Origin of the sequence: Verrucomicrobium sp. BvORR106 (assembly GCF_000739655.1) — a bacterium.
In the GTDB taxonomy this organism is placed as follows: domain Bacteria; phylum Verrucomicrobiota; class Verrucomicrobiia; order Verrucomicrobiales; family Verrucomicrobiaceae; genus Verrucomicrobium.
Genome location: NZ_BATR01000180.1, coordinates 45,434 through 57,756, shown reverse-complemented (window position 1 = coordinate 57,756; position 12,323 = coordinate 45,434). Strand labels below are relative to the sequence as shown.

Annotated in this window: 12 protein-coding genes; 5 read left to right on the top strand and 7 right to left on the bottom strand. The window is 61.9% G+C overall.

Features of this window, described 5'->3' with window-relative positions:
• Together BV106_RS36560 and BV106_RS31835 are read left to right on the top strand one after the other, a co-directional pair.
• The coding region (locus BV106_RS36560) for a phosphatase PAP2 family protein (RefSeq protein ID WP_265596284.1) at positions 1 to 1,204 on the top strand (1,204 nt) is incomplete at its 5' end.
• 93 nt (positions 1,205 to 1,297) lie between these two features.
• Positions 1,298 to 2,113 carry a phosphatase PAP2 family protein gene (locus BV106_RS31835; protein ID WP_038171659.1) on the top strand — a complete coding sequence of 272 codons (816 nt, stop codon included), beginning with the start codon at positions 1,298 to 1,300 and terminating at the stop codon, positions 2,111 to 2,113.
• Positions 2,114 to 2,300: 187 nt separating this feature from the next.
• Here BV106_RS31835 and BV106_RS31830 read toward each other — a convergent pair whose 3' ends face one another.
• Together BV106_RS31830 and BV106_RS31825 are read right to left on the bottom strand one after the other, a co-directional pair.
• On the bottom strand, positions 2,301 to 4,025 hold the full coding sequence (locus BV106_RS31830; RefSeq protein ID WP_051946664.1) for a glycosyltransferase family 39 protein: 1,725 nt from the start codon (positions 4,023 to 4,025) through the stop codon (positions 2,301 to 2,303).
• A 164-nt stretch (positions 4,026 to 4,189) separates the two neighbouring features.
• Positions 4,190 to 4,543 (bottom strand): hypothetical protein, encoded by a 354-nt coding sequence (locus BV106_RS31825; protein ID WP_038171657.1) that lies wholly within the window; start codon positions 4,541 to 4,543, stop codon positions 4,190 to 4,192.
• Between the two features lie 210 nt (positions 4,544 to 4,753).
• Here BV106_RS31825 and BV106_RS31820 point away from each other — a divergent pair, with 210 nt between their 5' ends.
• Positions 4,754 to 6,511, top strand: coding sequence for a cation:proton antiporter (locus BV106_RS31820; RefSeq protein WP_038171683.1), 1,758 nt, complete (start codon positions 4,754 to 4,756; stop codon positions 6,509 to 6,511).
• Here the strand turns inward: BV106_RS31820 and BV106_RS31815 are convergent.
• Positions 6,492 to 6,941, bottom strand: a complete 450-nt coding sequence (locus tag BV106_RS31815; protein ID WP_038171656.1) for a helix-turn-helix domain-containing protein — start codon at positions 6,939 to 6,941, stop codon at positions 6,492 to 6,494. The genes BV106_RS31820 and BV106_RS31815 overlap by 20 nt on opposite strands.
• A gap of 128 nt (positions 6,942 to 7,069) precedes the next feature.
• Between BV106_RS31815 and BV106_RS31810 the strand changes: the two genes are divergently transcribed.
• A complete protein-coding gene (locus tag BV106_RS31810) occupies positions 7,070 to 8,299 on the top strand; it encodes an MFS transporter (protein WP_038171655.1) in 1,230 nt (409 codons plus the stop codon).
• On the opposite strand, the gene BV106_RS31805 is transcribed toward BV106_RS31810, so the two are convergent.
• Positions 8,289 to 9,110, bottom strand: a complete 822-nt coding sequence (locus BV106_RS31805) for a hypothetical protein (protein WP_038171653.1) — start codon at positions 9,108 to 9,110, stop codon at positions 8,289 to 8,291. The genes BV106_RS31810 and BV106_RS31805 overlap by 11 nt on opposite strands.
• A gap of 31 nt (positions 9,111 to 9,141) precedes the next feature.
• The gene (locus tag BV106_RS39085; protein ID WP_265596283.1) at positions 9,142 to 10,227 is read right to left on the bottom strand and encodes a L,D-transpeptidase family protein; all 1,086 of its coding nucleotides are present in this window, start codon (positions 10,225 to 10,227) and stop codon (positions 9,142 to 9,144) included.
• 33 nt (positions 10,228 to 10,260) lie between these two features.
• Here BV106_RS39085 and BV106_RS31795 point away from each other — a divergent pair, with 33 nt between their 5' ends.
• On the top strand, positions 10,261 to 10,869 hold the full coding sequence (locus BV106_RS31795; RefSeq protein ID WP_038171652.1) for a YdeI/OmpD-associated family protein: 609 nt from the start codon (positions 10,261 to 10,263) through the stop codon (positions 10,867 to 10,869).
• A gap of 9 nt (positions 10,870 to 10,878) precedes the next feature.
• Here BV106_RS31795 and BV106_RS39080 read toward each other — a convergent pair whose 3' ends face one another.
• Entirely contained in the window at positions 10,879 to 11,247 is a 369-nt protein-coding gene (locus BV106_RS39080) for an OmpA family protein (protein ID WP_051946661.1), read from the bottom strand.
• Positions 11,204 to 12,322, bottom strand: coding sequence for a hypothetical protein (locus tag BV106_RS39075; RefSeq protein ID WP_038171651.1), 1,119 nt, complete (start codon positions 12,320 to 12,322; stop codon positions 11,204 to 11,206). The genes BV106_RS39080 and BV106_RS39075 overlap by 44 nt, the downstream gene beginning before the upstream one ends.
• Between the last annotated feature and the right edge of the window lies 1 nt (position 12,323).

Below are 12,323 nucleotides of genomic sequence, written 5' to 3'. Positions count from 1 at the left end.
CTACCACTTTGGCACCCTGCCGGCCATGCTGGCAGTCCTGGTGGCGCTGGGTGGACTTGTCTTGAAGGTGGGGAGGCGTCTGCCGGCGGAGCGCAACTTCGCCACCGTGTATCTCGCACTGGTGCTCGCAGTGGGGCCTGGTCTGGTGGCAAACGCCATCCTCAAGGATCACTGGGGGAGGCCCCGACCGAGGGACGTGGTCGAGTTTGGCGGGCGTCATGCCTATGAACCAGTCTGGGTGCGGGACGCGAGCAGCACCGGCAAGTCCTTCCCCTGCGGGCATGCCACCATGGGGTTCTTCTTTTTCTCCTACTACTTCATCCATCGCCGCCGGAATGTGCAACTGGCTTGGGCGGGGCTGGCGGGCGGGATGGTGACCGGGTGGCTCATCGGGCTGGCCCGTGCGGTTCAAGGAGGCCACTTTCTCACCGACACGTGGTGGGCGATGGGACTCATGTGGTTCACCTGTGCCGGCCTCTGGACCGGCACTCAGGTGCTGGAGCGCCGGCAGTGGTTTGCCAGGGGCTTTGCCTGGCTGCTGAAGCATCCACGCAGCGGTGCGGCCATCGTGGCCCTCCTCATTGCCCTGGCCACCGTGGGGGCCTTGCTGGCCACGCCCTACCAGCGCAATCAGATGGTGGAAGGTCCCGACGTCGTGCCGGATGGTGGGCTCAGACTTTCCGGCACCTTTCAGGAGGGGAACCTGGAGATCGTGCCCGCCGCAGTGCCGCGTCTCAAGGTGGACGCCTCCGGCCATGGCATGGTCTGGAGTGTGGTTCTCTCCGGTGTGCGCTTAAAGCAGTCGACGGGGGCGGGCCTTCCTGAGGTGCGCTATGTTCAGACCCGGAAAGGATGGTTCACGGAACTAAACCAGGAACTCCAGCTTGAGTTTCCCGTGGAGAGTGTCCGGGAGGCGGTACTCACTCTGGCGGGAACGGAGGTCACTCTGAACCCCGGTCCCGTTCTTGATCGCCAGGAGTGGAAATTCACTGGTGAGGGTACGGTGGAGTTGCTGGTGCCGGAAGGGTGTGAGGTCGTGGTGGCGCATGGTCCCACCGTAACTGTGACCGACGACACCGGAGAGTTCCACCAGGGGGAGGGACGCTGGTCCAGGCAGGGGAAGGGACCGCGATTGCGCCTTCTCATGGCCTTGGAACGGGGGCAGGTCCGGCTGGTTTCCAGGGGCGCTGTGCAGAAGAGGTGACGGTCTCTTTGCACAGTATTTTTCGCGCAGGGTCGGGGTGTTTGCGAGGGTGCGACACCGGTGAAACACCGGGTCACCTCTCACTTCTCCTGCATGAGTTCTTCCATCGCCCCACGCTGCATCCGGCGCAAACGAGTGCCCATCACCCTGAAAATGTGGCCGGACATTGCGCTGCTCTGGAGGGAAATGGTCGGAGTCATGTCCCGGCACCGCTGGAAGATGGCCGCCGCCACGGTTTTGTTCGTCGGGCTGGTCTTCGTGTTCCTGGTGCCGCGTGATGCGGAGGTGCTGAAGGTTGTTCAGCTGAAGCAGATGCCCAATCGCGAGCTGCGTCAGGATCTGAAGGACCTTTCCGGAGAGATCGGGAAGTGGGGGGACTTTGCCGGGTACAACTTGATCCTGGTGGTGGCCGTCTGGATGGGGGGGCGGCTCTTCAAGTCGCGTTATTTCCAGAGACTCGCGATCGCCAGCATGCTGTGTGCGATCTTTGCCGGGCTGGTGGCGAATGTGTTTCGTTTCACGATGGGGCGCCCCCGGCCCAACGCCATCGCCAAAAAAGGCGTGACGGATGGCTGGTATGGTCCCCAGGTGAAGTGGGACTTCAACTCCTTCCCCTCCGGCCACACGGCCACGGCATTTGGCTCCTCGATCCCGCTCGCGGTGGCGATGCCCATGGTGGGCGTGCCGGCGATGGTCTGCGCCACCGGTGTCTGCTGGGCCCGCATGTACGGGAACCAGCATCATCCCTCAGATGTGGCGGTGGCCATCTGGATCGCCGTATTGTTTGGCATTCCGCTGGGGATTGCGGTGCGCCGCGTGCGCTACATGAAAGCTGCAGGCGATCCTGAGGAAGTGGTGGTGTCGGATGAGGATGAAGTGGTAGAGGCCGGTGAGGCTCGGGCGGGTTGATGGGGCTCTTGGCTAAACCACAGAGGCACAGAGAACACAGAGGGAATGCAAAACTTCAAAATCCAAACTTCAAATGGGGTGTCACGGCCGCCCCGGATTCTATCTTACTAATCCTGACCCAAATTCAGTCTCTGTGTTCTCTGTTCCTCTGTGGTTTAGATGATACCGGAACGAATCGCCGCTGACGTCACTTCTGTGCTTTGACCGGGATGATCAATGTGAGTTCTACCCAGCTGCTCCGGGCGAGGTTGTAGCCTTCCACATCGACGACCTTGGCACCTGGCAGGCTGGCTGAAAGAGCATCCACTTCCTGCTGATTATCCTTGCTGGTGGTGATGGCGCTGCCGTTGCGCCACTGCTTGATGCGGTCGCTCAAGGTCCATTCCCGCCGCAGCAGGACCACGGCACCGGTGCGGCCTTTGGTCAGACGTTCCTTCACCCGTTCCATTTTTGACAGCATGGTCCACTGGCGGTCGGCGTAGAAGACCAGGCTCGGCTCGGTGAAGCCCCAGGCGAGGAGGTCTTTGTCTCCTGGGACCTGCTTTAGTTCCGGAGTTAGTCGAATGATGGGGTGCTCGGTCCGCAAAGCCTTTCCGAAGGTCACTAGACAGCCCGCTGCCAACACAACCGCCAATCCCATGGCGACACGGTGGCCGCGCTCCACGGCGATCCCCAAGCTCACGAGCGCCAACAGCAGACCCGCACCGGCGGTGATCACCCAGCGCAGCGAATTCACGGTCACCCAGGAGCCGGACCAAGCCAGGCTGAGGGCAGCCACGGCAACGAGTGTCATCAGCCCGGCATAAATCCAGCCGAATCGGCCCCAGGAGATTCCTCTCTCGGAAGGTGCCGCAGCCAGCGTGCTGCCCAGCAGCAGGAAGAAGCCGGGGAATCCTGGCATCACGTAGTGGGGCAGTTGCGTGGCATAGGCCAGAAAGATCAGATACGGCGCGGTGAACCAAGCCAGCAGCAGGGTGGTCTGGGCATTCCAGGAGGCCCGTAGATGCTTCCATACGAGCGGCAGAAAGGCGATCCACGGTAGCAGGCTGAGGAAGGCGGTGGCGAAGTAGTAGAAGGGCAGGACGACGCGTCCGTTGAAGGCCTGCGTGCCGCGCTTTACGACGTGCTCTCCCATGCCCACCTTCCAGAATAGCCCATGTGTCTGCATCAACGCAGGGATGCCCCAGGATGCGACGATGGCCAGAGCGAGAAGGACTCCCCAGCCCAGCCCCAGCCGCCGCCAGGGGGCAGGTTTGCGCCAGAAGGCGAACCGCCACAACAACACGGCCAGCACAGGAACGAGCAGAGCGATGGGACCCTTGGCCAGGAAGCCCGCACCGATCGAAAGCCAGAGCATCCACCAGGACCAGGAAAAGGGTCGCCTGTTCACATCCGGCCCCGTGAGGAGCTCCAGCAGGGCGGCCATGGTCAGCGTGACACATAGAACCATGGGCATGTCTGCCACACAGAGCCGTCCGTGAATCAGCGCCTGGAGGCACGTGAGCCAGCCTACAGCCGCCCACCAGGCGGCCGCCGGGCTGAAGATGCGCTTCCCGGTGCGAAACACCACCAGCGCCACCAACCAGACGGCGACCACGGAATGCAAACGAGCGGCCAGTTCGTTGAAGCCGAGCAGCAGGTAGTGCAGGCGCATCCACCAGTAGGTCAGGGGCGGTTTATCAAAGCGGTACTCCCCATTGAAGTAGGGGATCAACCAGGTGTCCTTCTGCATCATCTCCATCGTCGCGTGTGCGAACCTGGGCTCATCGCGATCCATGAGGGGGATGTCCCCTGTGCCGGGTAGATAGAGCAGGGCTGTCAGCAGAATCAGCAGGAGCCAGGCTGGAAAGAGGCGCTTCTGAGGAAGTGAGGGCGAGGCGGGAGAAGGGGCAGTCTGCGGATCAGCGGTCATGGGTGCGTACCGCCGCCTCTCGACCTGAAACCCTTGCTCCGTCCATGAGGGGAAAGCAAAGATCTCGTGACATGGTTGACTGCCTCGTGGTCAGGCACAAAAAAACCGCCCCCTCGGGAGCGGGGGCGGTTGAGAGTGACTGGCAGATTCTGAGTGGCCGTGCTCTAGCCTTTGTGGACGCTGTGGCAGGCCTTGCAGTTGCCGGCGGTTTGCAGTTCCTGCAGTGCGCCGGGCTTCTTGGCGGCGACGTCTTCAGTGGCCTTGACCAGCTTGTCGGTCTTTTCCTTCCAGCTCGCCGCATCGCCCTTTTCCGGGGACTCAGCCGGGAGGGTCTTCACATAAGCCAGGAGCTTCTGGGCATCGTCATCAGAGCCCTTGCCGGTGGCCACCTTCTTGTAGAGGCTGGTTTCTCCCTTCATGGACTCCTTCATCATGGAGGAGATGTCTGCGAAGGCCGGGGCTGCGAGAGCGAAGGTGAGGCAGAGCAGGCCGGCGAATTTCAATGAGGTGGTTTTCATGGGGATGGCAATGACCCAAGGGAGCAGCCCGGGGATTTTTAGAGGGACAATTACAGGCAAAAACGCAACAGGAAGCAAGAAAAACTCCGCGAGGCCCCGCGATTTTATTTCCTCGGGAAACAATCGGGCAATTTTGCCACGAGATAGGTAAAAATTTCCCTAAATCGCCCTCGTGGGTTGCCTCACCAGCTCAACTGGGTATGGAAGACGATGCCCCACAACCTTGATCTCATCCTGACACTGACGGGAGGGTTGACCGCTGCGTTGGCCCTGGGTTTCATCACCCAAAAGCTCAAATTGTCCCCGATCGTCGGCTATCTGCTAGCTGGCATTCTGGTCGGCCCTTTTACTCCAGGCTTTGTCGCGGACAATGACATCGCGACGCAGTTCGCGGAGCTCGGCGTCATTCTGCTCATGTTTGGCGTGGGCCTGCACTTCCATCTCAAAGATCTGTTGGCCGTGCGGAAGGTCGCTATTCCCGGAGCGGTGGCACAGATCGCCGCGGCGACGGTGCTGGGAGCGATTGTAACGCACTTCTTCGGGTGGTCCATTGAGGCGGGCATTGTCTTTGGCATGGCCATTTCTGTCGCGAGCACCGTGGTGCTGACGCGGGTGCTTTCTGACAACCGGGCTTTGCACACCCCGAGTGGCCACATCGCCATCGGCTGGCTGATTGTGGAGGATCTGTTCACCATTCTGGTGCTGGTGCTTCTGCCTGCCATATTTGGCAATCCGGCGGATGCTCATGGGGCTGGTCATGTCGCGGAGAGCGGCAATGTGTGGGTGACCATGGGCGTGGCCATGTTCAAGCTGGGGCTGTTGTGTGTGTTCACCCTGGTGGCTGGGCAGAAGATCATTCCGTGGTTCCTGGGGTACGTGGCCAAGACGGGCGCGCGGGATCTCTTCACGCTGACCGTGTTGGTGCTGGCCCTCGGCATTGCTGTGGGGTCCGCCAAGTTCTTCGGGGCTTCGATGGCCTTGGGGGCATTTCTTGCTGGCATGGTGGTGGGGCAGTCGGAGTTCAGCGGTCGGGCAGCGTCAGAGGCGCTCCCTATGCGGGATGCGTTCGCGGTGCTCTTTTTCGTGTCCGTGGGCATGCTGTTTGATCCCGGTGCACTCAAGACCGGCTGGCCGTTGATGCTGGCCACGTTGGCCATTGTCATCATCGGCAAACCGCTCGCGGCGTTGGCAGTGGTCCTGTTCTTCAAGAAGCCACTTTCCTCGGCGCTCTCCATCGCCGTGGCGCTGGCGCAGATCGGGGAGTTCTCCTTCATTCTCGCGGCGCTGGGCACCTCGATGAAGATCCTCCCGCCGGAGGCGACCAACGCCCTCGTGCTCACCTCTGTGATCTCCATTACCTTGAACCCGCTCATGTACAAGGGCATCGCTCCTTTGATCAAGTGGCTGGAAAGCAAGGGATGGGCCCGTCCGCCCCGGCCAGCAGATGTGCAGAACGTGCTGGAACTGGATGACACGGTCCACCGGGTGGTGGTGGTGGGTTACGGTCCGGTGGGTCGTACGCTCAGCCGCATCCTGGAAGACAATGGCTTCCGCCCCGTGATCGTGGAGATGAATATCGAGACAGTGCGCAAGTTGCTGGCTGAAGGCAAACCGGCTGTGTACGGCGATGCCGCACAGCGGGAGATCCTGCATCATGCTGGCATTGAGAAGGCGGAGGGCCTCATCATCGCCGCCTCCGGTGTCCCGGCCAAGGAGATCGTGGAGGCTGCCCGCGACCTCAATCCCAAGATCCGCATCCTCTCCCGCACCTCCTACCTCAACCAGGCTGAGGCCCTGCGGCAGTGCGGTGCGAATGCTGTCTTCACCAGCGAAGGGGAAATCGCTCTGGCGATGACGGACTACCTGCTGGAGGAAATGGGCGCCACGGACGAGATGATCGACCGTGAACGCGACCGCGTGCGTGAAGAGCTGTTCACAGCACCCGCTCCTAAGACGGCAGTTTCCTGACAAAGGCATCCTGTGGCCCAAGCACCCGTCCGTCGCGGGTGCTTGGTGCCATCTTGCGCACCGGTCGGCCGGTTTTGCGCTCGATGAGCTGGGAGTGTGGCTCCCCTGATTGAAAGAGGTGCTGTTCTGCCCACTGACGGAAGCCCACCACCACGGGGAAGAGCGCTTCGCCCTTCGGCGTCAGCACATAGTCCTGGTAGGCACTGCCGTCTGAGGCGGGCTCCATGGTCAGAATGCCGGTCTCCACCAGGGTGTGCAGACGGTCCGCCAGAATGTTGCGCGCAATGCCGAGGCTCTTCTGAAACTCGCCAAAACGACGCAATCCGTCGAAGGCATCCCGGACAATGAGAACTGACCACCGGTCGGCCATGATGGCGGCGGCTCGGGCCACTGGGCAGGCTTGGTAGGGGGGCTTCTTGGTGCGGGGCATGGCAGTACCTTTCAGCAGGGCGCTTCTGAATAATCAGACGCCAGGTCAGTTTGAGGAATCCAGTTGCATTTTAAAACTCGTTTCATTTTGTGTAAACTGGTTTCATTTTGCAACTGGATCGCTTCCCCATGGATCACTCTGCCTGCCCCCTATCATCCATTCCAGACTCTGCCCCTCCGGCGTCCGCTGCGATGCCGCGGGCATGGGTGCTGCTCTTCGCCATCGCCTGCGGGATCTGTGTCGCCAATGTCTACTATGCCCAGCCGCTGCTGGAGACGCTGGCGACGGAGTTTGCCCTGACGCATGCGGCAGCCGGGGGCGTGGTGACCGTCACCCAGGTGGGCTCCGCGCTGGCGTTGTTGTTCCTCGTACCTCTGGGGGACCTGGTGGAGCGCCGTCGGCTGATGTTGCTTCAGATGCTGCTGCTGGCGGGAGCACTGGGGCTGGCGGGGGCGGCTTCGTCCCGGCCCATGCTGCTCCTCGCCATGGTCATGGTTGGACTCTTGGGCACGGCGATGACCCAGGGGCTCATCGCCTATGCCGCTACTGCGGCCCCCATCCAGGAGCGAGGGCGGGTGGTAGGCACCGTGCAGGGGGGCGTGGTCATGGGGCTGCTGCTGGCCCGGGTGGTGTCAGGCCTGGTGGCTGATCTTGCTGGCTGGCGTTTTGTTTACCTGGGCTCAGCGGGGCTCTCCCTGATGCTGCTGGGGGGCTTATGGAAGATGCTGCCCAGGCAGGAACTGGTGGTCCAGCCGCTTTCCTACCCCCGGCTGTTGGGCTCCATGGTGACCATGCTTGCCAGGGATCGCGTGCTGCAGATCCGGGGCACGCTCGCGCTGCTGATGTTCGCGGTGTTCAATATCTTCTGGAGCGCACTGGTGCTGCCGCTGTCGGCACCGCCTTATGGGTTCAACCATACCGCGATTGGTGCCTTTGGCCTGGTGGGTGCCGTGGGAGCGCTCAGTGCATCGCGTACCGGTTCCTGGATAGACCGGGGCAGGGGACAGTGGGTGAGCGGGATGGCATTGGCCCTCTTGTTGCTCGCTTGGGTGCCGCTGGCTTTCACTCTGCACAGCTTGTGGGCGCTGGTGGCAGGCATCCTGGTGCTGGATCTGGGCGGACAGGCGCTGCATGTGGCCAACCAGAGCCTGATCTTCCAGCGCAGCACCGAGGCTCACAGCCGGTTGGTGGGCTGCTACATGACCTTCTATGCCGCTGGCAGCGGCTTGGGAGCGCTGTCAGCCACCGCCGTGTATGCCCACGCCGGCTGGAGCGGCGTGTGCCTTCTGGGAAGTGGTGTCAGTCTCCTGGCCCTGGGATTTTGGCGGGTGAGCCAGCGGTGGATGCCTACCGGTTGACCTTGATCACGCCATTCCCGACCTTGATGGTGCCGGAGATGATGGGGCGGCGGGCTTGTTGAAGGAAGGGCGGGCAAAGTGCCTGCGGACGGGAGTAGTAATACCCGCTGCCGTAGTAGGGATACGTGTACCCATAGTCTGAGCCGTAGCCATAACCGGCCCCATAGCCATAGCCTGGATACCAGGGATAGTAGTAGCCGTTGTCCCGGCTGAGATAGCGCCGGTTCCGGTTGGATTCAGGTGAATAGACCTCCGTGATGGGTGCGACCGTGGGGACGGCGGACTCCACCTGCATCACCGTTGCGGCAGGCGCTGGCGAGCCCAGCATGGGCGTGGGATCTCCTGGCATGGCTGCCAGCGGTTGAGTTGGCTGGGCGGGGGCACGGGCGGCGTCGCGACGGGCTTGCTCACGATCTGCCTGCTCCTGGAGTTGTTTCTTCTCCTCCGCCATCAGTCCGGCCATCATGGTGCGCTCTTCCCGGTCGCGCTTCTCTTTGAGGCTGCGCACCCGTGCGACTTCCTGATCCTTCTTCTCCTGTTCCACCCGGGCGTACTCACGGGCTTTCAGTGGATCGTAGTTGAACTTTTTCTGTAGATCGGGCGAGAGAAGGTCGAGGCCGATTTTCGTGACCCCTTGTTCATGCATGATCGTCACGGTCTCAGGTGTGACCTTCACCACCCGGCAGTTATAGTAGGTGTCCCCGAAGTTTGTGGTCAGCTTGAAGGGCTGGCCGGTAAAGTCCGCCAGATCGCCTGCGGAAGCAGTGGCGACGAGCACCCCGGAGAGGAGGGCCAGGAGGGAGGTTTTCATACATCCATTCAATCAAATTCGGGAAATTCGGTCAAGATGGTTGAGGGGTGCCCACAGGGGTGATCCGATAGCGCTTTTCCTCCACCTTGATGATCGGCGGCTGCTGGGTGGACTCGAAGGCATTGTAGCCCTGCCGCAGATCCAGCCAGAAGGGCAGGAGTGAAGGGTGCTCCTCACTGGCCTGAAGCAGACGTTCTGAGGTCATGCGGAAGGGGAACACATGCACGGCAAAGGCAGACTGACCCTTTTTCAAGGCGGCTTCGGCCATGAGGTAAATCTCTTCAATCACGGGATCCGTCATCGCGAAGCAGCCGATTGAGACCGCCTTGCCGTGCACCATGATGAAGTTGCCCGTGCGCTGGTGGGCGAGGTCCAAGGCGTTGGGGTATCCGATATTGAAGGACAGGTGATAACTGCTGCGTGGATTGAGCGACTTCGCCGTCACCTGATAGAACCCTTCCGGGGCCTGGCGGTCGCCCTGTTTGTTTTTTGGGCCCAGCTCGCCTGACATGGCCGCGATGGGCCAGGTCTTCCACTTGCGATAGGTCGGGGCGGACTTGGGTTTAATCCAGAGTTCCAGCTCCAGGGTCTCTTTGAACACGCGGATGAAGATCGGGTCCCCGAGGGTGAAGCCTGCGTCCCGAAGTTGGGTGGTGAGTCCGGGGGTCCGGAGCTTGCGCACTTCCCCCAGGCGTTCTTCTGGGGGAACGGTGTCTGGCACACTGGGAGGCGGCAGAGGGGCTGGTGCCGGGGCGGGAGGAGTAGGGGCGGGCATGGGCGGCACCGTGGGGGTAGGGATAGGGGCTGGGGAAGAGGGCGATGGCAGAGGCGCAGTGGGAGTGGCGGGTGGAGCAGGCGGGGCGGGGGCTGGTGGAGGTGTGGCCTCAGCAGGGGCGGGTGCCGGCTTGACGGGAGGCGGGGGCTCCTTCTTTCCGCAGGCAGGAAGCAGGCAGACAAGCAGGATGATACCGGCCGCAGAGACCGGGGCAGTGGCGGAAGGCAGGCGCCTGATCATGAGGGAGGGAAAGTATAGGGGGCCAAAGTTGAGGCTGCCAACCGGCGGCTTGCCGATCATCCAGCCCACTCGGACCTTGTCACTGAGACGGGCAGAGCCCATGTTTGGTTCACTCCTCACTCCCGCAAAATCGCCATGGACTGCCGCGCCTCCCGTACCCAGGACCCCGATGAATGGATCGCCACCTGTCCGGGATTCACCCGGGAGATCTGCGAGGAGCTGCGGGACCTGATTTTTCGCTGGGAGCCGGATCTGAAGGAGAGCATCAACTCGAACATGCTGTGCTTTTCAGGGCAGAAGCGGGTGTGTGCGCTGGGAGCGTTCAACGATCACGTGGAGATTACTTTTTACCGGGGTGGCGAGGTGGCGGATCCCTCCGGCCTGTTTAATCACGGGCTGGAGAATGTGGGGATTCGCGGCATCAAGCTGAAGGAGCTGTCAGAGCTGCGCAGGCCCGCTTTCAAAGCGATGTTGCATGCAGCCGTGGCCGTGGATCGCACCCCGTCCGCCCCACCACCCAAGGTGAAACGCGAACCCTGGCCCATGCCGCCGCAGCTGGAGGCAGCGCTAAAGAAGCACAAGAAGGCCGCAGCCTTCTTTGAAAGCCTCAAGCCCACCTACCAGCGGGAGTACATGGTGTGGATCGGCACCGCCAAACGGCAGGAGACGCTGGACAAGCGCCTGGAGGAAACTCTGAGCGCTCTGGCAGGGGGCAAGAAGTGGGCGCAGCGGAAGGACGCCTGACCAGGGCTGTTAGAAGTCCAGCAGGATCTCAGCGCGACGGTTGCGGGAGCGGCCATCCGGATTGTCCGTCCCATCGGGATTGGCATTGGGGCTGAGGGGCAGGGCCTTGCCGAAGCCGACGGTTTCCACCTGACTGGGCGGGACGCCTTGATCCAGGAAATACTGTTTCACCGCCGTCGCACGGCGTTGGGAGAGCGCCACGTTGTACTGGTCGCTACCTTTGGCATCGGTATGCCCGCCGATCTTGAGCTTCTTGCTGGGGCTGGCCTTCAGGATGGAGGCCACGATGTTGAGCTGTGCCTGGGCCCGTGGGTGCAACACGGTCTGATCGTACTCAAAGTACAGGGCGATGCTTTCGCCCCCTTTGGGATTCTGCACCAGCGGAGTGTAGGGAATGCCGACCAATGCCGAGGAGCGGGCGTTGTCCGCGAGGAGGCGGGAGAGATTTAGGCCGATGATGCGCCAACCACCGGCAATTTTTTTCCATCTCCAGGCCAAACTCTGTCTCTTCCTTGTAGATGTCGGAGCGCACCTTGGCGATGATCCAGCTGGACGTCTCTGTGGAGACGGTGGCCACCAACGGCTTCTGATCCTGCAGGGCATACTTGCCGTCTTCAAAGACGATGCAGAGCCCGGCCAGCTTCACCGGTGGGATCTTGTCCGCATCCACATAGGATTGTGCCGTCTCATAGTCCAGCTTGAGCAGGGCGCGGACAAAGTTGCTGGCGTGGGTGATCGCATCCGGGGCGGCATCTACCACGAAGAGTGACTGCCCTGAGCCTGCCGGAAGCGGAGGGCCACCGGCGGGGTTGATCATGGGGGCACCGGGAGGAATCACGGCGGCAACAGCGATCTCGAGCTCCTTGGGCAGACGCAGCTTGTGCACGCGCCAGCCCATGTTGGGATCTTTGACGACATCGATCTGGAGATTGAGATCAGGGGCACCTCCCTGGGTGTTGGAGAGTGGCACCGACAGTCGTACCACGCCTTCAGTCTGGCCCAGTGTTTGCACCAGACTTACCGCTCCGCCTTTGTAACCGAGTTCTTTAATCTTCTCCATCACACTCAGGCTCGCTGCAGCTTGTGATGGGTCTCCTGCCGCCACCAGGCCGGCAGCGGACTTGAGGTCACCCTCTGCCAGATTGCGCGTGAGTTGCTGAGCAACATCCTGCGGGCGGGCGAAGCCCAAGGTCTTTGGTGCCGCGGGTTTCTTGGCGGCGGCAGGTTCCGCATCTTGAGCCGTTGTGGGCCTGGCCGCAGCGGGAGCGGGGGGCGCTTCAGCGGTTGGAGTGCTGGCCTGACCGGCAGGGGCGGGGGTTTCTTTTTCGATCCACTTTTTGGTGAAGAGAAAAAACACCGCAGCACTCATGGCCAATGCCACGACGATGATCAAGAGCGGCCCGAACGCGCCGCCACGGGCGCGAGAACGGATGGAGCAACGGGCGTTGGACATA